Consider the following 22,299-nt stretch of genomic DNA (forward strand, 5'->3'; position numbering starts at 1 on the left):
AAATTTTGTAAGATTGAATAGCTATTAACACCTACGTAAAATACTAGGACTTTAACTAAAAAATGTAATGTTATACTTACAGCAGTTTTCGTGCTTAGTAGACTACATTTTTGTATTAGGCAGAAGGTAGAAGGCGTGATAAAAAAAAGTTATTAGTTCTGTTATCTTCAACTGAAAATCGTAATAAAAAAAATATTGATACTAAGTTGCGTATTTTAATGTAATTCTGAAAGCCGTTCACTTGGTTTGAGGGTAAACTTCAGGAAGTGAAAAATCTTGCGAGATACTTTGCTTCGCTCAGTATGACAAAATTAGACTTTTGATTGTAAATTAATATGATATTGCGATACGTTATCGGGTTAGGACACAAAAACTCTTTAAATCTATGAATTCGTTTTACTAGACTTCTTGCGAAAATAAATTTCAAATCAAAACTAATAGCTTCTGCCTTCTGCCTCAATTCAACCAGATTTTGAAAACTTATGCCAGAAGTCTACTCTTTTCTGTTAATCAACCTCTTTTCCTTCAATTAATTCCCAGAAAAGATCGTTTTGAGCGATGCCATCAAAGCTAAGATCGATTCTGGCTTCGTTACGATATTTAGGATCGAGGGTAATTGCTTGTTTGAGATTTTCTACCGCTAATTCGGCTTGACTTTGCAAAGCATAACAGGTAGCTTTAAGATAATAAGCGATCGCATAATCTGATTTGATGGCAATAGCGCGATCGCAACTGTTAATGGCTTCTTCGTATTGTTCTAACTGACGTAAGCTTTTTCCTCGATATTGCCAAGCTTTGATTAATTCTGGTTGTAATTCTAGTGCTTTGTCGTAGGAAGCAATGGCATCTTGATATCTTTCTAACATATCTAATGCCATACCCCGATTCATCCAAGCGACAGCATCTTCTGGTTGAATTTGTACGGCACGATCAAAGGCTTGAAAAGCTGGTTCGTTTTGCAGTAACATTCCCAAGGCGACACCTTTGTCTACCCAAGCTTGATGATAATCTGGTTTTAGTTCGATTACTTTATCGTAGGCAATTACTGCATCTTCATAGCGTTTTAGTCTGCTAAAACTAATTCCTTTTTGTAACCAAGCGTCTGTATTGTTAGGATTATTTTTAATTGTATTATTAAATGCTGCGATCGCGCCTTCATATCGTTGTAATTCTTTGAGGGCTAAACCTCTTTGATACCAAGCTTGCTCATAATTTGGTTGTATTTCTAGGATTTTATCATAAAGAGCGATCGCGTCTTCGGCTTTTCCTGCTGCTAATAAATCATTACCTTGTTGAATTAATTCGGCAGGATCAAAGAATAATTGAGGTTGATTAATTTTGGCAGTTTCTAATTGTTTGTTGAGAGTTTGTAAGTTATTTTTTAGTTCGGCAACAGCTTGTTCGGCGATTTCTGATGGAGTAATTTTAGCTAATTGTTGTAAGATTTGCTCTTTTTGAGTAGTGGCGTTACTTTCTAACTGACTTAATTGTTGAGCAAAGTCGGTTTCTAATTGTTTAAAAGTAGAAATAGTTTGTTCTTGACGTTGTTGTAATTGTGCTTGGAGTTGGGAAAATTGAGTGAGAATTTCTTGTTGTAATTGTAACCAATTTTGTTGAGTTTGACTCGATTGATCTTCCAATTGCGATCGCTTTTGATTTAACTGTTGTTTAAATTGAGTTTCTAATTGTTTAACGTTTGCTTCAATTTGTTTAATTTGTTCTTGACTAACAGTTTGAGCTTGAGTTAATTGAGTGGTAAGTTCTGTAGTTAACTGATTTAATTGTTGTAAATATAAATCTTTTTGTTGTTGAGCTTTTTGTTCGATTTCTTGATAAATTTGAGTTAGTTTTTCTGTTAACTGTGATTCTAATTGTTGTAAACCTTGACCCCAATTTTCTTGACGTTTGGTAGCAGTAACTTTAATTTTTGCTAACTCTTCATTTAAATCAGAAGCGGATTTTTGAAAAGTTGTTAAGAATTCCTGTTTTTGATGATTAATTTCTGTCTGAATTTGATTCAGTTGAGGTTGAAATTGAGAACTTAATAGATTTAGATTAGCAACAAGGGTATCTTTTTCTTTTTGAACTTCTGTTTGAATATTCATTAACTTTTGAATAACTTTGCGCTCTGCCTGTTGCCAGTTTTGAGCGATTGTATCTTTTTGTTGTTGTAGTTGTTGTTTCAGTTGATCTAATTGAGGAGTAAATTCAGCAGTTAATTGTTCTAAATTTTGATAATGAGAGGTTTGTCGTTGTTCGACTTCAGTTTGCAGTTTGGTTAATAAAGCTTTGAATTCAATAGTTAATTGTTCTAAATCATCAGAAGAAGAAGTTTTTTGTTGTTCAATTTCGTTTTTGAGCTTAGTAAGTAAAGTATTAAATTCAGCAGTTAATTGTTCGAAATTTTGATAATGAGAGGTTTGCTGTTGTTCAGCTTCAGTTTGAAGTTGATTTAGTAGTCGATCAAATTGTTGATTAGATTGATTAAGTTGTTCTACAATTGAATCTTTATGTTGAGTAACTGTTAAAGCGATCGCCTCAAGTCGACCAGGAAATTCTTGACTTAGTTGTTGAAGATTTTGAATAACTTGATTTTGTTTTTGTTTTGCCTGAATAGTTAATTCTTCAATTTCTTCACTATACTGATTCGTAAATTTGGCGAGATTTTGTTGCCCTTCTTTAGTTTGATTTTTGATCGTTGTAATACTTTGTTGTTGCAGTTGAGCTAATTCCGATAAAAGTTTTGATACATCCGCTTTTTTTCCGTTTAATTCTTGGTAAAAAACCTCTGTTTGTTGGGCAATTTTTTGATTTAATTCTATATTACTTTGTAAGATTGCTTGAACTTGCTCTGTAACTTGTTGAAGTTGTTGTTTAGCAGTAGTTAATTCTTGAAGATTTTTACTAACTAGATGAGCAACTTCCCGAGCAACAGATCTTCGCAGTAACCATAAAGAAGCTAAGACACCTGTTAATAAAACCGCTAAAGATACTAAAATAACTAAATTAAACTGAGTAAGAGTTCGGTTAAAAATCCGATTAGCTTCTGCTTGAATTTGTTGCTGAATTTCTGAGTTTGGTGTAGTTGGTGTTTCGGTAGTAGTTTGTGCCAAAATTGGTTGAGAAGTAGCTGCATAAAACTCTTTTGCATTAGCCGTACCAACAGATAACAGAAAAGCTGTTAACATCATGGTAGTTGATGACGTTAAAGAAACTAGATTGGAATGTTTGCGTTTCATGAAAGACTACCTCAATCTGTTGGCATGATTTATCTGGACAACTACATCTAGAGTAATCAAAATTATCTCACTATTGCAGACTCTTGATTCAATATAGTGTACACATCGCTAATAGAGAGAGTATCTTCACAAAAACCAAAAAAAATAACCACAACATCAAACGCAAGCACATATGCGCCAGCGGACTTCTTTGAGCGTCGAAGGGAGTTAACCTGTGGCTTTATAATAAACTGTTGCAATGCTATTGGGTTAATTTAAAGCTCAGTAGCTAATTGTGATTCGCAAATCAATAACAATTAAGGTTTTTGGTTTTTCCAAACACTCCAAGCTTTTTTAGTGCCGAATATTATTCCTACTGCGCAAATACCAAGACTAGGAGAAAATTCAAAGGGTATAGTATAAACTTCACTATCTACATCCCAACCGATATCTTCCATTCCAGCATAATCAAGTCTTGTCATTAGTTTGCGAGTTCCACTCGTAATGGTTGTATCCATTGCAGTTTCTAAACCATCAATTGTGACACTATCATGCCAATGTCCACCATTTAAAGGAACTAAACCATTATGTATTTGTTGAGATTTACTACCAGTAAAATTCGTTCCTGATACTATACTATTCCAATTACTACTCGTTCCAAAACCCATCACATGGGCAATTTCATGAATAGCTACAGATACAAAATCGGCTTCATCATTGTCTAATCCAGTTTGATCTGAGCCAAAGTGCCATTTTGTTCCATTGGGTGAAGTACTAGCATTGTATTCTAGATCGAATGAAATTGAGCCTCCCCATAAAGAAGCTTCTGTTTTTCTAGCTTCGTATGCTAGATGTAAGCTACCATTCGGATAATATCCAATCGAATGACCACCGTTTGTTCCAAGTCCCAAAGTGTTAGAATTTAGTTCATCGGAACCGACAAAAATCAGAATTTCATTTTGAGCAATTGTTCGATTAGTTAATGATATGTTGGTGGTTGTATCGCTCGGATCTGTAAATGCAATGCCGAAAATTTCTCCTGAGCTTGGCTGAAGTGCTGGTAAGCTATCATTAATATAATTTTCAAAATAACTAGCAGCTTGATCGAGAATGTTTCGCCGACCATAGTTTGTACCACTAAAAAAGCTATTATCATCGTAAGTATAATCAAAATTAATATTAATCGCTTCAGCCTTTTGAATTTGTCCAACCAATGATTGTAATGACAACACAGTCAAACTTGAACCGAATAAGAGACGTGAATAGTAAGGAGAAAACATAAAATTAATACCCTTGCTAAAAGTCATCTAGTAATTAACACTCATTAATCAATCAAATCCTCCATATGGACATTTGATTAGCTAGGAAACAGTTTGGTACCAAATTATTTATTTATTTGATTTCATGAAGGTTTTTAGCTAGATAATTTTAGTTTTCCCAGTTGTTTTACTTAAATTACAAAAAATTTAACTAGTTTTTAAAAAGAAGGTTACCAGTCTCGCCAACAACGAATTGCAAAGAGACTATGGAGTAGCAGCGATCTTTGATAAGCTAAATAAAAAAAGTTACTTCAGATTTGATTATTATGGCAATTATTCTTCCTGGTACAACAGTTAAAGTGATTAACCCTGATGATACCTATTACAAATTTCAAGGATTGGTACAAAGGATTGATGATAATCGTGTTGCAGTGTTATTTGAAGGAGGAAACTGGGATAAGCTAATTACCTTTAAACTGTCTGAGTTAGAAGCAGTCGATTTAAGCAAAGGTAAGAAAAAATAACTAACAGTGAAAGAAGATGCACTTATAATAATGCTAGTTAGAATAAATAGTTAACGCATTAAGATTATTTATGCGTCTTCCCTTACCTCAATTTGCTGTTGATAATCGCCATCCGCACCATATTGCTGAAGTAATTGAAACAGCAACTACACAATTTTTAGCTCAATGTTTAGAACCAGACGATTTAAATTTTCCCAAAATGCCTCCTTTTGGCAGTTGGGTTAAGTCTATTGATGAAGAATCTGGTAATAAAATCTATGCGGTTGTTACCTATGTAACTACTACACCGATTGATAGTATTCATCGTGCTAGAGCTTTGGGTTTGAGTTTAGCAGAATTACGAGAACAACAGCCTCAAATCTTTGCTATGCTCAAAACAGAATTTAAAGCTGCGATCGTGGGATTTGAAATGCCTTCTGTTTCGGGAAATGGCAATAGTCATCAATTAGGTCACTCTTATCAATATTTACCACCTCGTCCTCCTCAAATTCATCAAAGTGTCTATCATTGTGAGGCAGTAGAAGTAATTAATTTTACCGAAAAACTAGATTTTTTAAGAACACTACTTCAAGTCAAAGATGTACCAGTAGAATCTTTAGTAGCAGCTTCGATTAGAGAAGTATATCGCTTACGTCAGGCAAATCGAGATTGGTTAGTTCAAGTAGGAAGAAATCTGAGTATTCTATTAAAAGATGATTACGATCGCTTGCGTTATATTCTCAGTCAAATTCATTGGTAACCAGAGGCGTTGTTGAAAAGGAATCAATTAGATTTGAACCACAACGCCTAATCATTGATTAATCGGGTGATAACTCTGCCAAAATAGTAAAACGCACGTGGTTAATTGCCAATTCACCAATAGAAACTTGTTCTTTATTAACTACAACTCCTTCACTTTTCAGAACTTCAAAAGGTACACCCTTAGACATTTCTGCATGATACCAAGCTAGTCCCATAAAAAAGCGAGTTGGATAGGGACCACCTTCAAAGATATCATCGGGATTAGATTCCATCGGTAACCAACCTATCCCAGGTAAATAAAACTCCATCCAGACATGATTGTAATCTGGTAGAAGAGGAATTCCTTTTTGGTGAGGATAAGGCGGACATTTATAACGTCCAACTGTTCGACAAGCAATGTTATTGAGACGACATAAAGCTAACAGTAATCCTAAATATTCGCCACAGGAACCAACACCACGTTTGAGAACAATATGGGGTGGATCAATATGAGGTTTAATTCCGTAAGATAATTTGTCGTAGACATAGTTACGAATACTGTATATCTTTCTAAGAATATTGGTTTCTCTGCCAATGGCATCTTCGGCAGCACGACGAATAATTTCTGTATCCATTGCTAAATCGTCGTCATCTACTAAGTATTTTTGACGAAATTCGTTCTCTAGTTCGGGTAATTTCTCACAATCTCGCGGTTTAATCTGATATTTAATACTCCAAACTTCTAACGTCGCTTTCCAACCAAAAACATAGCGGTCTTCTGATTTGAGGACATCAAACTTAAACACAGCTATTCTTTGTCCATCCTGAATTTCTTCGGTAAAAGGTAACCCAATTGGTTCAATTTTCCTAATTTTTTGTCGGTCAGTTTCTGCTGGTAAAGCAATGCGCCACTCTACGTCTTTTAATTCAATCGGATCGAGGGGAGACATTTCCTCGGCATAAGACATCTCGACCAAATAACCATTAGAAAGAGAGTAACGCTTTTCTGGGTCGTAGTGGAAATAAAGTGGATGAATAAAAGTGCGATCGCGATATTGTAATTCATAATTAGGATTAGCATTGGGATTATCCCGAATATAAATTTCTCGGTCAGCATAGGCAACGTAGAGAGTCTGCTTTCCTGTGGCAGGATCGAGATAAAAAGCTAGTCCTGTGGGAGCTTCAAAGGGAGTTAAAACACTAAAAATTGTTTTTCCCGTAGCTCGTTCTAAACAATAAACTGTTTGTTCTAAATCGTCAGTCAACCAAATTTCTTCGTCTCTCACGGCAATATTTTCGATGCCAATGCCTGGACTATAAAGATGAGTAATTTTTTCTTTGGTTTCGCGATTGTAGATCAGAATTTCTCCTGTTTTTTGGCAAGTGACATAAATAGTTGACTGCCAAACTGCTATGCCATCGGCGCGATAAGATAGTCTGACAAATAATTCTGGATTTAATTGAGGATCTGCTAAGTCACAATAATAAATACTATCCTCGGTGGTAAACCAGAGAAGATTGTCTGCAATTGCTAGTCCCGTTGCACCAATAAAGTTTGACCAGTTTTGAGAATTGACAATGATAGTGTTATCGGTGTGAGGATCGATTTTTAATAAATAGCCATTTCTAGAATCAATTGCCCATAACAAATCTTCATAAAAAGCAATGCCATAAATCGAGCAAGCTGCAATTGGTCTAATAGTTTTGCCGTCAAAAGGAAGTGAATTCGCTGAGTTAAGGATCATGCTCGGTGAATCAATCAGTATTAGATATATTGTGACTATTAAAAGACTATCTTTGTTGTCAAAATTGATCCCAACTCATAGGTAGTTTTTCATATTTGAGTCCGAGAATTGAAGTTTATATAATTAAATATCTCTGACTACTACCCTGAGTCTTTTGTGAATTCCCTGAATAATAATTTTTCCATGCCTGAAACTCAACTGCCTTGGCATACTCAATCAATAGATTTTACCTTAAGAAAACTTAATACTAATCCTGAAATTGGTTTAACTAACGCAGAAGCAGAACAACGACTCAGCCATTATGGTAAAAACGAAATTCAAGAAGAGGCTGGTAGAAGTAGTTGGCAAATTTTACTCGACCAGTTTCAAGATATCATGCTCCTGATGTTGATTGGAGTAGCAATTGTTTCGGGAATTTTAGATTTAATTAATATACGAGGAAATAATTTATCGGCAGAAGAAATTCCTTTTAAAGATACGATCGCAATTTTAGCAATTGTCATTTTAAATGGGTTGTTGGGCTATTTGCAAGAAAGTCGTGCTGAAAAAGCTTTAGCTGCCCTAAAGAATTTATCTTCTCCTAAAATTCAAGTCTTACGAAATGGTCAAAGAATTGAAGTAGATGCACCTAATCTCGTACCAGGAGATATTATTTTTCTTGAAGCAGGTGATCAACTTTGTGCTGATGGACGAATCATTGAAGCTTCTAATCTTCAAATTAGAGAATCTGCCCTCACTGGAGAAGCAAATGCTGTGAATAAATACCCTCTGGCAGAAGGTTTAGCTGAAGAGACGGTGTTGGGCGATCGCGTTAATCAAGTTTTTACTGGTACAGAAGTATTACAAGGGAGAGGCAAAGCAGTTGTTGTCAAAACGGGTATGGAGACGGAATTGGGTAAAATTGCCCAGATGCTGCAATCGGTAGAAAATGAACCGACTCCTTTACAAAAGAGAATGGATCAATTAGGACAGGTTTTAGTTACCTCTTCGCTGGTGTTGGTTGCAGTAGTAATTTTGATTGGAGTTTTACAAACAGGTTGGAGTCGAATTCAAGAATTAGTTGAAGTTTCTTTGTCAATGGCAGTAGCGGTAGTTCCAGAAGGTTTGCCTGCCGTGATTACAGTTACGTTGGCGTTGGGTACACAACGAATGGTTAAACGCAAGGCGTTGATCCGTAAATTACCTGCCGTAGAAACTCTTGGTTCAGTAAATACTATTTGTTCGGATAAAACTGGAACACTAACACAAAATAAAATGGTTGTTCAGCAAGTAGAAGCTGTTCAACATTCTTGGTTCATTACAGGGGAAGGTTATCAACCCACAGGAAATTTTCTCAATTTACAGCAACAAACAATTCAAGCTTCAGATTATCCTGAACTACAAACCTTATTAACTGCTTGTGTTCTTTGTAACGATGCAACTTTATCTCAAAACGACCAAGGACAATGGCAAATTTTAGGAGATCCAACCGAAGGCGCATTACTATCCTTGGCAGGAAAAGCAGGTTTCAATCAACAAACTTTAAATAGCAGAATTCAACGAGTAACAGAGTTTCCTTTTTCTTCAGAACGCAAACGCATGAGTGTGGTGTGTCGCAATTCAGAATTGGTGATGTATACCAAGGGTTCTCCTGAATTAATTCTAGAAAGATGTCAATTTTACCACCAGGGCAATGAAATCTTACCCCTAACTGTACAAGAAAGAAATCAAATTCTGCAAACTAATAATCAAATGGCAGCCAACGCTTTAAGAGTGTTAGGTTTTGCCTACAAACCCCTTACAGAGATACCAGCAGCCGAAGAAGAAGAACACACCGAACAAAACTTAATCTGGTTAGGTTTAGTGGGAATGTTAGATGCACCCAGACTAGAAGCCCAAGAAGCTGTGGCAAAATGCTTACAAGCAGGAATTCGTCCAGTAATGATCACAGGAGATCATCAACTGACAGCTAATGCGATCGCACAACAACTAGGCATTGCTAAACCAGGAAATCATATTCTTAGTGGTCAACAATTAGAACATTTATCCCAACCCGAACTCGAACAAGAAGTCGAACAAGTCAATATTTATGCCCGAGTTTCTCCTGAACACAAACTTCGTATTGTTCAAGCTTTACAGAAACAGGGTAAATTTGTCGCCATGACTGGGGATGGAGTCAATGATGCACCAGCCCTCAAACAAGCAGATATTGGCATTGCCATGGGCATTACAGGCACAGATGTAAGTAAAGAAGCCAGTGATATGGTTTTGCTAGATGATAATTTTGCTACTATCGTCGCTGCTACAGAAGAAGGAAGAGTTGTTTACAGTAATATTCGTCGTTTCATTAAATATATTTTGGGTAGCAACATTGGTGAGGTAATTGTGATAGCTACTGCACCGATTATTGGTTTGTCAGGCGTACCTTTGTCTCCTCTCCAAATTCTGTGGATGAACTTAGTAACCGATGGATTACCAGCCCTTGCTTTAGCAGTTGAACCTGCCGAACCAAATATTATGAAACGTCCTCCTTTTAGCCCCAAAGAAAGTATTTTTGCCCGAGGCTTGGGGGCTTATATTGTTCGGATTGGAATTATCTTTTCAATTATTACGATTACTTTAATGGTCTGGGCATATAATTCGGGACAAGAATCAGGTAATCCCAATGCTTGGAAAACGATGGTATTTACTACTCTTTGTCTTGCCCAGATGGGACACGCTTTAGCAGTGCGATCGCATGAACGTTTAACGATTGAAATTAATCCTTTTTCTAATCCTTATTTATTAGCTTCTGTAGTCGTAACTACGTTATTACAGTTAATGTTGATTTATCTTGAACCTCTACGAAAGTTTTTTAATACAGAATTATTAACAGCACAACAGTTATTTATCTGTCTTGGTTTTAGTAGTTTAATTTTTGTTTGGGTTGAATTTGAAAAATTATTTATGCGTTGGTTTAAAAAATAAGATTTATAATTAATATAGGGACGTAACATGGTACGTCTCTACAACTATTTTTGAGCATCAGTAACCCGCCAACTAAGTTTAAGATTAAACCAAAAATTCCACAGAGTTACAGCAGCGATCGCGATTAGTTTGGCTAGATATTCATTAACTCCTAAAACATTAAATAGGAAATTAACCAGCAACACATTTAACACTAAACCAGTCAAACAAACTACATTAAATTTCAGTAATCGTTTGATTCTTTTTCCCATACCTTTTTGGCGACTAGAAATATCTCCAAACGTCCATAAATCATTCCATAAAAAGTTATTAATAATCGCTACTTCGGAAGATAAAATTGCGCTGCGAGTTAAAGCCAATCCTAGAACAGTTCTTAAAACGTAAAATACTCCCAAATCAACAAAAACACCACTAAAACCTACCACACCGAAACGCAAAAATCTTTTAACCGGCCATAAATCAAATCTTAATCTGAGTAAATGTTGAATATATTCAATATATTGTTTCCACGTAACTTTACTCGCCCCTGCTTGTCTTTCTCGAAATACGTAACCTACTTCCCCAATCCAACGAATTTTACCTCTACCAGTTACTTCAATCAAGATTTTATAGCCAACGGGAGAAAGTGGTTTGCCCACAATGGCATCTCGTCGTACCATAAAATAACCACTCATGGGGTCAGAAAGACGACCAATAACTTCGGGAAGAATAATTAATCCTAACATTTGCGCGCCACGAGATAAAAAACGACGCACTACACTCCATTCACTAACACCACCGCCTTCAACGTGACGACTAGCAACCGCTAAATCTGCACCTTGTACCATTTCTTGCCATAGTTGTAGCAGGATTTCAGGGGGATGTTGTAAATCTGCATCGATTACACCTAAAATTTTGCCTCTAGCTACTTGCCAGCCTCGAATAACCGCCGTAGATAATCCTTTTTCCTGTTCTCTACGCATTACTCTTAATTGGGGATATTGAATGGTTAATTCCTGTGCCAGTTTCCAAGTACCATCAGGGCTGTTATCATCTACTACAATTAGTTCGTATTCTCCTGGAATGATACTATCGAGTAATTGACTGAGAATTTTGACAATTTCTTGAACGTTTTCCCCTTCATTGTAGGTAGGAATGATTAAAGAAAATTGCAGGGATGAAGTTACGATTTCTTCTGTATAGCAAACGGGCGATGAGGCGACTTCTAATATGCCAGAAGGAACGGGAAGAAGGTTAGAATATAAACTCATATATTTTAAGAATATTAACGATGTTGATAAAGACTAGCGGTGAAATGATCTAATTCCCAAGTTCCTAGTAATCGCTGTTGTTGGACTAATTGAAACTGGGGTGCTAAAACTGCATCGATTTGTTGTTTTTCAATCGTGGTTGCTGGTTTTCCCCATACAGGGCGATCGCTTTTTAGCCAAAGCAGACGTGAATATGATTGCGATCCTGTAGTCAAAGTATTGGCTAAGGCAGGAATTAATTTAGTAGTAGGTTGGGCAAGTAACATTACGGAGGAGTCGGAAGGTAAATAATAAGCTAAACGAAGAACGTGACCCCAAGCATGAGAATTCATTACAATTAAGCTAGTTTGGGCTGGTTCTTGCTCAATTATGTCCGCAATTTGCTGAAACATCCACCGATGACGCAACGAGAAATCAGCAGTACCAACAGTTAAATAAAAGAAAAGTAGTCCGACTGCTGCTAGAGTTTGCCACTTTCCCGAGGCTTTTTCGATCCACGCAGCTATTAACAATAAACAACCAGGTAGAATAAAAATTAGCGATCGCCCGAAACCAAAACCAACGGTAAATTTTCCTGAAATTACATCTACCGCAACCATCATTAACAGGGGTAAGATGCCAAAAATGAAAGCTACGAATAAAATTTGTCTTTGATTGTGTTTAACTAAACTGTAACCACAACCAATCGCGATCGCAACTGCACTAACTCCTGTTACAGTAATCAAGACTGGAGGTAAAATATTTGCCCAATCACCGATTAATAAAAGATTCCCAAAAGTCTGTAGCATTTCTTCAAGATGCTGCCAAGTTGTTGCTAACAAACCACCAGAAGCAGCAAATCTGTTTAAATCTGCATTATTTAATTGTTGTCTTGTTCCCCACAGTAACCAAGGAGTAGTAATTAATATTCCAGTACTTAATAAAAAACCGTAGTATAACCATCTTTTGCGGTCTAACAACAATACTAATACTCCTAAACTAGCTACCCAGAATAAGAAGTAATAGAAAGTCATAAATCCTGCTGTGACAGAAAAAACAAGAATCAAACTCCAAATTACAACTTTTTTAGTTTGTTGAGATGTTGTTACTGCTTTAATCGTCTCCAAGATTGCCCAGCCACTCAATACCGTCCAAAAAACGAGAGAACAATACATTCTGACATTGAGAGAGTGAAACAAATAAAAAGGATTTAAACCCAATAAAGCAGCTAAAAGTAAACCGCCACGATGTCCAAGTAAATGTCTACCTAAACCATAACTACAAGATATTGCCCCAATACTATAAACAACTGGTAGACTACGCATTGCTGCAACCGAATTACCAAATAAACGCAACCATAGATGTTGTCCAAGATAAAACAAAGGTGGATGGGGTTCAGCTACCAAACCTTTTAATAATTTTTCTCCTGTTTGAAGAACATCTCCAAAACTATTTTCTATAGGTAACGATAATAAAGATTTATAATTAGCTAATAAAATAGGTACATCAGAAGGATTTTGATAAAGTTTCTTTTGTCCTGTGACTAAGAGTAAAGATAAAACTTCGTCATACCAAAATTCTCGACTTTCAAGATTAATAATTCGGAGAATTACAGCTACTGAAACCGCGCTCAACAGTAACCATTCCCAAGGAAAATATTTTAATAATTTAGGCATAATAAAGCCTCATTTTTGTTATATTAATTGTCAAAATATAATTGGTTTTTAATAGTTTTTTTTATTTCTCAATCAGATAGAAAAAATCGATCTACTTGCAAAGTAGATGTTCTTTTTTTACTTTGTTATCAAATAAATTAATTTAAATTTTCCGAATTTTTACCTAATTCGCTACCAGTATAATCTCACTACTCAGAAGATTGCCAACCCTTGATTATGAAGTTTTTGTAAATTATTTTCTAGAAATTGTAATTTTTTTTATACAGCTATTTTCAGTTAAATAGAACCCATACATTAAATAAATAGCTATCAACTATCAGCGTTACAGTAATCAGTACAACAGACTTTTCTCTAAAACCTATTACTTATTACTTATATAGCAGTCTATCCAATCGAAAACTGCTGTAAGTTACAAGTAGAAGCAATTCATGAATTGGAGGGGCTGTCCCTCGAACTTGATTCGAGGACTGGGAAGGCTACGCCACCCTTCGGGAACATAAACGCCTGAACCAAGAGACGCCCCGTCCTCTACAACAATTAACCATCAATCTAAGGAATCAATTTATTAGTTAAAGCTACGGCACTACTAATAATTTTTGCCAACGCTGAAGGTGCTTCTAAAGGTAAATTATGTCCACCAGGAATTACAACTTTTTCCGCATCAGGCATGGCAATTTGTTGGGCAGATAAATCTTCTTGACGATTAAAATTACTCTTATCGCCGTAAACTAAAGTAATAGGGGCTTTGATGCGTTTGAGTAATCCCAAATAACGCGATCGCTCGATGCCATTATAACCAACACCAGCCCTCGTACGTAATAAAGCTGCCCAACGCCATCTCACACCACCTTCGCAGGGTTCGGTAATTCTTTCTGCCAGTAACATTGCCAAGGCTTTAGAAATAGCTGGAGTTCCTTGACGTAAACGTTCTGCTGCTGCTTCAACATTAGGAAAGACTGGATGTTCGGGTGGCGAAGCTAGGTAATCGAGATGAGTAGCTAATTGTTCTGCTGTTTGCTCTTCTGCTACTTCGCTCGGTAAAATTGTTTCGACTAAAACTAAATTATTAATTTGCTGCGGACGAATACTAGCAAATATTGCAGCTACTACTGAACCTAAAGAATGCCCCACTAAAGTAAAGGCTCGATCTGCTAAATTTTCGACAATCGCGTCAATATCTGCCAAAAAGTCGAGTAAATTGTAAGAACCGCCCTTACCGACGTGATCCGAACGTCCATGCCCACGTAAATCTGGTGCAATCACTCGATAACCTTTTTGAGCCAAACGAATCGCTACTTCTGACCAAGCTGCACCTTGTTCGAGGATACCATGAAGACAAACTACTAAAGGTCCTTCTTCTGGTCCCCAACTACATAAGCAGATCCTTAAACCCCTGACATTAATTGAAATTTCGCGCATCTCTTGATGTGCAGTTGAGTTGATTTCCTCTTCAAGTAATTCATAATTTAGTTGGCGGGCAATAGTTTGAGTTAATGTGTCTAAAACAATCGGTAATCTGATTTCTCGCCAAGCATTAGCTAGATTGGCATCGATTTGTTTGTGGTTGAGGAAATTGGGATCGCCGACAGACATACCTGCGTTATTGACTCCATCCGTCATGCGCTCACCTTGATAGGGATTTAAAACTCCTGGATCGAAAGGAATAGCCAAAAAGTCGCAAACTTCCCGCATCACTTTTTCTGGTTGGGCGACTAATTCTTCATAATGAACTAAGAAATAGCGATCGCTACCAATTCTAGTTTTTAAATCAAGAATATTTTGATTACTATTACTCCAGATCGATTCTGCTACATGGTAAGGATTACTATCCCCTGCACCAATTAATTTATCCATGCGCATTCTGGCAAAAGATTCGATCATGGCATAGGGATGACGAACTAAATGAATGTATTTAGCGTTGGTAAATAAAGCTTCTGCTTTGGCTAGAGTTTCTTGGTTGTTAGCGTAAGTGGGAGATTTATCAACTAAGATGCGATCTCGCCCTTGGCGAGGCGCGGAGCGAGAGGTTCGCTCTCTGCGGTCGCGATCGCCTGCCAGTTGTTGCAGCAGTTGATAAACATCTCTGACGGAAAGATTTTCTTTGATTAAATTGGCAACTAGTTCCTGACTTGCTTGGGCATCTATACCTTTTAAGCTCATAAAGGCTCGTTTTAGCCCTTCTCCTAACTGAGATATTCCTAATTCTTGTTCCCTCTCACTCATAGTATCGAAAGGAAGTAAATGCAATTCGGGAGGAGAACAAAGCTGAGGATGCCCTGCTAACATTACCCTGAGTAGAGTTGAACCTGCCCTTGGACTAGAAAGAATAAAGGCAATGGGAGAAGAAAGAGGGGGCTGTAAAGAAACGGATTTTTTGGTGTGGTTGCTCTTTTTATTCTGATTTAAGAGATCAGAAACAGAATGATGGTTATGTAAGAGCGAACCGCGGTTCGCCCCTACTGATTTATCGTGGGTTTTAGTAAATTCGGCAGCTAAGTAACCAGCTAAATGATCAATGCGTGGACGTTCGTAAAATTCTCTTGGGTAAAGCATCAGTTGCAAGTCACCCTTGAGTTGATTAATGGCTTCCATTAGCATCAAAGAATCCATGCCAAGGTCTAATAAACTATCAGTAGTGGCAAGTTGATTAGGATCGACTTGTAAAATTTTTGCGATCGCACCTTGAAGATAGTTAGTTAGGTATTCGGTTCTTTTTTCTGGCTCAATGGCTAATAAGTCGTCAAAAACCTGTACTTTTGCAGAAGATGCTGCGGTTTCTTCTAAACTTATCAACTCAGCAAAGAAATTAGACTGTTTTAAAGGCGGAAACTGTTGACTTAACTCTTGCCAATCAACTGATAATACTCCTATTTGAGCATGATTAATCTTACTACTTAATAATTGCTCTAAAACCGCTAACCCTGATTGAGGTTCAATCAAATGTAAACCTTGACGATTAAACCCTTTAGCAGCAGCCATTCCCGAATTAGCCCAAGGGCCCCAATTAATACTAAGGGCAGGTAAACCCTGGGCTTGACGCACAAGAGCGATCGCATCTAAACTAGCATTAGCTACGGCATAATTACCTTGTCCTGGTGAACCGATTAAGGAAGCAACCGAAGAGAAGAGGACAAAGAAATCTAAATCTAGATGTTGGGTTGCTTGGTGCAAATTCCACGCCCCAATAGTTTTGGGTGTGATTACTTGCTCAAATCTCTCCCAAGTTTGATTCTGTAATAAACCATCATTCAATACACCAGCAGCATGAATAATTCCTTTTAAAGATGGATATTGAGCAATTATTTGGTTTACTGCTTCTAAATTAGTAATGTCAGCTTGAATAACTTGAACCTTTGTTCCTTTGGTTTCTAATTTGTTGATAATTTCTTGGGCTGCTAAAGAAGGTTTATTTCTACCTACTAAAATTAAATTTTTAGCTCCCTTATCTCCTAACCATTGGGCTAATTTTAACCCTAATGCCCCCAAGCCTCCAGTAATTAAATAAGAATCAGAATTAATTTTTAATGATTGTTTTGATAACTCTAATTCCTGTAATCTAGCTACATAAATCTGTTTATTTCTAATTGCTAAATAATCTTCTTTTTCAGAATAATTAATTGCAGTAATTAAACTATCAATTTCCTCAGTTGAAAAATTATTACTTAAATCAACTAAACCACCCCAATACTCAGGATGTTCTGACGCGATCGCTTTTCCTAAACCCCAGAGACAACTTGAGATGATTGCCGATTGATTAATTGGTTCATTAATATTTTGACTACCTTTAGTTACCAACCAAATTGATGTAGTAATAGATTGCTTAAATAATTCTTGAACTAAGGATAAAATACTTTGGCAATGTTTTTGGTAGTGAGTAATAATTACTCGATCAGTTAATTGTTCTTGATGATCAACTAAATCATCTAAATAAATTATTCCTGCTATTTGCTGATTTTGTCGAAAACAATCTACTATTTTTTCAAGAGATTCTTGTTCATTAACTAATAAACATTGTTGCTGTTTTGCTTGAAATTGTTGAGCAACTTTTGTTCCTAATTCCTGATTTTCTGTCCAAATAATCCAAGTTTTAGCAGTAATTGTTAAATCATTAATATTTAGCTGTTGCCAATTAATTTTATAGAAATCAATTTTATTATTTTGAATTGGTAATAATTTTCTAGCTGTATTAACTATATTATTTTGGTTTTTTCTTTCCAACCAGTAACTTTGACGTTGAAAAGGATAAGTAGGTAAAGCAACTTTTTGACGTGAATAATCTTGGTCAAATTCCTGCCAATTAATTTTTAATCCTTGACTATACAATTCAGCCAAATTGTGCAAAATTTGCTGCCAGTCCTGTTTTCTGGGACGCAAACTAGGCAACCATAAACCTTGAGTTTTAGTTACACATTGTCGCCCCATTCCGAGTAAAATTGGTTTAGCCCCAACTTCTAACAAAATCTGAGATTTTTCTTGCTCTAAAGATTGCATTCCTTGAGCAAATTTTACTGGTTCAATGACATGATTAATCCAATATTGTGCCGTGGTTATTTCTTCTGTAATTATTTTTCCTGTAACGTTAGAAATAATCTGAATTTGAGGCAAAGAATAAGTTACTTTTTCAGCAACTTTAGCAAAATCAGCTAGAATTGGCTGCATCAAAGGAGAGTGAAAAGCATGAGAAACATTGAGCTTTTTAGAATTAATTCCTTGAGATTCCAACTTAGAAATAATCTGTTGTAAAGCTGTTTCTTCTCCAGAAATGACAATGTTTTGGGGACTATTAATTGCAGCAATTGAAACTTGTTCTGAATAACCTTCAATTACCGATTGAACTATCGATTCATTAGCAAAAACAGCATACATTGCCCCTTGCTGAGGTAAAGCTTGCATTAACCTACCTCGTTCGGCAATTAGTTGCAAACCATCTTCTAAACTAAATATCCCTGCAATAACTGCTGCGACATATTCCCCAACACTATGCCCCATGACTAGATCAGGTTGAATACCCCACGACAACCATAATTGTGCTAAAGCATATTCGACTGCAAAAATAGCTGGTTGAGTATAAGCCGTTTTATGTAAATCTTGTAAGGATAATTCATCAATTATTTCTACATTGTTGGGATACAGAACCTCAATTAAAGATTTTTCTAAATAAGGTTGTAAAATTTGGTCACAACGATCTAAAGCTTGACGAAAAGTTGGCTGAGTTTGATAAAGTTGATAACCCATACCAATATATTGCGAACCTTGCCCTGTAAATAGAAAAGCAATTTTAGTTCGGTTATTTTTATCAACTAAACTGTAATTTAATCGAGTTATTTTATTGTCTGTCTGAAAATTAATTAATTTGTTGATTAAATCATCCTTAGACTCAGTAACAAGTGCCAAACGATGTTCAAAATGAGTTCTACCTGTATTAGCTGTATAACAAAAATCTGCTAAAGAAATATCAGAATTATTTTGTAAAAACTTGGCATAGTTTCCTACTAATTCTTGCAAAGCTAGTTCATTTTTAGCAGAAATAGTGAATAGATGAAGGGGACGTTCAATCAATTCAGAATTTTGGGTTTGCTTGTCTGCCTCTTGTAAAATTACATGGGCATTAGTTCCCCCAAAACCAAATGAACTAACTCCTGCTAATCTGGGTTTGTCTTCTACTTGCCAAGGTTGTAAATCATTAGGGATTTGAATCGGAGTCTGAGCGAGATTGATATGAGGATTTAATTGATTAAAGTGTAAATTAGCGGGAATAACTTGATTTTGTAGACAAAGAACAGTTTTAATCAAACCAGCAATCCCTGCTGCTGCCTCCAAATGCCCAATGTTAGTTTTAACTGAACCCAAATAGCAAGTTTGATTCTCTTTTCTGCCCTGCATTAAAACATTTTTAAGAGAATTAACTTCGATAGGATCTCCTAACTTAGTGCCTGTACCATGTGCCTCAACATAACTAATATCTCCTGCCTGTACACCAGCATTAATCAATGCTTGACGAATAACTGCTTGTTGTGCCAGTCCATTAGGGGCAGTTAAACCATTACTTTTACCATCTTGATTAATTGCCGATCCTTTAATAACTGCTAAAATATTATCGCGATCGCGCCTTGCCTCTTCAAGACGTTTTAAAATAATTACACCACAACCTTCACCCCTGACATAACCATCAGCTTCGGCATCGAATGTCTTGCAACGTCCATCTCCTGCCATCATCCCTGCTAAAGAAAACGTTTCGGTTAATTCTGGAGATAACATCAAGTTTACCCCACCCGCGATCGCAACTTGACATTCTCCCTGTTTTAAACTTTGACAGGCAAGATGAACCGCTACCAAAGAAGAAGAACAAGCGGTATCTAAGGTTAAAGAAGGACCTCGTAAATCTAAACTATAGGAAAGACGATTAGCTGCAATACTATGGGCATTACCCGTCCCTGCATAGGCATCTATTTCAGTACCATAGTGTAACTGTAATTGAGAATAGTCACTACTACTAATCCCAATAAATATCCCTGTAGCACTGCCTGTTAATTGTTCGCTAGCAATGCCAGCATTTTCTAAGGCTTCCCAACTAACTTCTAACAATAACCTTTGTTGGGGATCCATTCTTTGGGTTTCGCGGGGAGTAATGCCGAAAAATTGCGGATCGAATTGATCGACATTTTCAATAAATCCACCCCAATCTTCTCCCTGCCAACGTCCTTTAACTTTAGAAATAGCATCCTTACCATCTCTCAATAATTGCCAAAATTCTTGCGGATTATTTGCCCCTGGAAAACGACAACCCATCCCGACAATGGCAATGTCAGAATTAATTAACTTTTGATTGATATTTTCTACATCTATTTCCTCTTGCTCTTCTTGTACCAAATAACTAGCTAAACTAATAATATTGGGATAATCGTAGATCACAGTTGGTGATAATTTAACTTCCAACCAATCTTCCAAATCCGCCGATAATCTAACAGCTTGAACTGAATCCAAGCCTAAAGTTGCAAAAGGTTCTTGTATATCTATTTCACTAACATCTACACCCAATCTCTGGGCAATATTTTCTACTAACCAATTTTGAATACTAATTTGTTTTTGACTGGCAACTGGTAATTGATATACCGATGAATGCATACGGGCGAACGGCTGTTCTCTCCTACCAGACTGCCACTCGCCGACAACTTGCAAACTACCTTCTAAAAAACCAGCCTTACAAGCATGACGTTGAATCTTACCGCTTGATGTTTTCGGAATACTACCAGTTTTGAGTAAAACTATTGCATAGGGATTTAATTCATGTTGTTCTGTAACTGCTTTACGGATGGCTTTAGTTACTGCTGTTACGTTTAACTTACGCAGATAACTCCGCTCAATTTCTTGGACAATAACTAACTTTTCTTCTCCCTCAATTTCCACCGCAAAAGCAGCACTATTGCCAGCACGAACCGCAGGATGAGCGTTATCAACTGTTAGTTCAATGTCTTGAGGATAATAATTACGTCCACGAATGATAATTAAATCTTTTAAACGACCGGTTACAAATAATTCCCCTGCTTGTAAAAAGCCTAAATCACCTGTTCGTAACCAAGGCTTTTCCCCTGTTGCTAAACTAGCTTGAAAAATTGTCTCCGTTAGTTCTCGATTCCGCCAATATCCCTGGGCTACACTTGCACTATTAACCCAGATTTCCCCAATTTCTCCTTCCGAACATTGAGTGAAGGTATCGGTATTAACTAAGATTAACTGTTGTTGTTGAATATTTTGACCACAACCGACTAAAGCGGTAGCCATTTCTGAATCAGTAGGCGCAACTGCTCGATTTTCTTCTATAGCTAATTTATCAAAACTTTTTAAAACTGGTTCAGCTTGTTTATTGCCTCCAGTGATTAATAAAGTAGATTCTGCCATCCCGTAACAGGGATAAAAAGCTGCTTGTTTAAAGCCACAAGAGCTAAAATATTTACTAAATTGCTCAATAGTTTCCGCCCGTACTGGTTCAGCCCCAGAAAACGCTAATTCCCAGCAACTGAGATCAAGAGTGTCTCTTTGTTCGGGGGTAATCTGACTTACACAAAGATCATAAGCAAAATTAGGACCACCGCTAGTATTTGCCCGATATTTAGAAATAGCCTGTAGCCAACGATAGGGGCGTTGTAAAAAACTGACAGGTGCCATCATATACATCGAGACACCGACATAAATAGGTTGCAGAATACAACCAATCAAACCCATGTCATGATAAGGCGGTAGCCAAGAAACCCCAATATGTTCGGGAGTATTTTGAAAACAACGATTAATTGAGAGTGAGTTAGCAATAATATTGCTGTGGCTAACCATTACCCCTTTCGGGTTACCTGTCGAACCACTGGTGTATTGTAAAAAAGCCAGAGTATCTTCTGTGAGGTTAGGTTTGCGCCAATTACTAGCCAGTTGAATCTCAATTGTATCAGTAGCAATAAATTGAATTTCCGTTTGGTTATTTTCTTGGAATTTAGTTTCGATTTTTTCTTGAAGTGCTTGAGTAGTCAAGGCAAAAGTCGCTTCAGCATCGGTAACAATTGCCAGTAAACGCTCAATCGAACGATTAGCACGAGGAGGATAAGCAGGTACAGCAATGACACCAGCATAAAGACAACCTAAAAAGGCACTGATAAATTCTAATCCTGGCTGATACAATAACAATGCTCTCTTACCTTGAGCATGATTCTCTTGTAATCGAAATGCGATCGCACGAGCTTGTTGTTCTAATTGTTGATAAGTTAGGCTATCTAACTCCGTTTCTCCATCCTGCAAAAAGGTAAAAGCAGTTTGCTCGGGCTGCTTGGCTACTCGTTCTGCTAATACTTCGACAAAGGTATACTGCTTACTCAATCGACTCCTCTCTTTGATGCCACCCATACAGCTAGATATCCTTAACTAGCTTATCTAAAAGCGAGATAATTTGTTATTCTTGCTTTGAAAATAAAAATTCTTTGACAAAGAATAACCGAT

General features: G+C 36.7%; 9 protein-coding genes. 3 read left to right on the forward strand and 6 right to left on the reverse strand.

All coding sequences use genetic code 11. The features are described from left to right. Window positions 1-506: 506 nt before the first annotated feature. Together STA7437_RS20210 and STA7437_RS20215 are read right to left on the reverse strand one after the other, a co-directional pair. Complete coding sequence (locus STA7437_RS20210; RefSeq protein ID WP_015195244.1) at window positions 507-3,239, reverse strand: tetratricopeptide repeat protein; 2,733 nt, start codon at window positions 3,237-3,239, stop codon at window positions 507-509. 296 nt (window positions 3,240-3,535) lie between these two features. Further along, window positions 3,536-4,498, reverse strand: coding sequence for a PFE-CTERM domain-containing protein (locus STA7437_RS20215; protein WP_150109094.1), 963 nt, complete (start codon window positions 4,496-4,498; stop codon window positions 3,536-3,538). 305 nt (window positions 4,499-4,803) lie between these two features. Here STA7437_RS20215 and STA7437_RS20220 point away from each other — a divergent pair, with 305 nt between their 5' ends. Both STA7437_RS20220 and STA7437_RS20225 read left to right on the forward strand, forming a co-directional pair. Beyond that, window positions 4,804-5,001 (forward strand): NAD(P)H dehydrogenase subunit NdhS, encoded by a 198-nt coding sequence (locus STA7437_RS20220; RefSeq protein WP_015195246.1) that lies wholly within the window; start codon window positions 4,804-4,806, stop codon window positions 4,999-5,001. Window positions 5,002-5,071: 70 nt separating this feature from the next. After that, a complete protein-coding gene (locus STA7437_RS20225) occupies window positions 5,072-5,740 on the forward strand; it encodes an HAS-barrel domain-containing protein (RefSeq protein WP_015195247.1) in 669 nt (222 codons plus the stop codon). Window positions 5,741-5,798: 58 nt separating this feature from the next. Here the strand turns inward: STA7437_RS20225 and STA7437_RS20230 are convergent, their stop codons facing one another. After that, window positions 5,799-7,466, reverse strand: coding sequence for a transglutaminase domain-containing protein (locus STA7437_RS20230; RefSeq protein ID WP_015195248.1), 1,668 nt, complete (start codon window positions 7,464-7,466; stop codon window positions 5,799-5,801). A 183-nt stretch (window positions 7,467-7,649) separates the two neighbouring features. On the opposite strand from STA7437_RS20230, the gene STA7437_RS20235 reads away from it, so the two are divergent. Then, the gene (locus STA7437_RS20235; RefSeq protein WP_051036075.1) at window positions 7,650-10,412 is read left to right on the forward strand and encodes a cation-translocating P-type ATPase; all 2,763 of its coding nucleotides are present in this window, start codon (window positions 7,650-7,652) and stop codon (window positions 10,410-10,412) included. Between the two features lie 44 nt (window positions 10,413-10,456). Here the strand turns inward: STA7437_RS20235 and STA7437_RS20240 are convergent, their stop codons facing one another. From STA7437_RS20240 to STA7437_RS20250, 3 genes are all read right to left on the reverse strand, one after another. Continuing rightward, window positions 10,457-11,662 (reverse strand): glycosyltransferase, encoded by a 1,206-nt coding sequence (locus STA7437_RS20240; RefSeq protein ID WP_015195250.1) that lies wholly within the window; start codon window positions 11,660-11,662, stop codon window positions 10,457-10,459. 14 nt (window positions 11,663-11,676) lie between these two features. Then, complete coding sequence (locus STA7437_RS20245; RefSeq protein ID WP_015195251.1) at window positions 11,677-13,317, reverse strand: glycosyltransferase family 39 protein; 1,641 nt, start codon at window positions 13,315-13,317, stop codon at window positions 11,677-11,679. Between the two features lie 549 nt (window positions 13,318-13,866). Further along, entirely contained in the window at window positions 13,867-22,206 is an 8,340-nt protein-coding gene (locus STA7437_RS20250) for a hybrid fatty acyl-AMP ligase/type I polyketide synthase (protein WP_015195252.1), read from the reverse strand. Between the last annotated feature and the right edge of the window lie 93 nt (window positions 22,207-22,299).

The organism is Stanieria cyanosphaera PCC 7437, from assembly GCF_000317575.1.
Lineage (GTDB): Bacteria > Cyanobacteriota > Cyanobacteriia > Cyanobacteriales > Xenococcaceae > Stanieria > Stanieria cyanosphaera.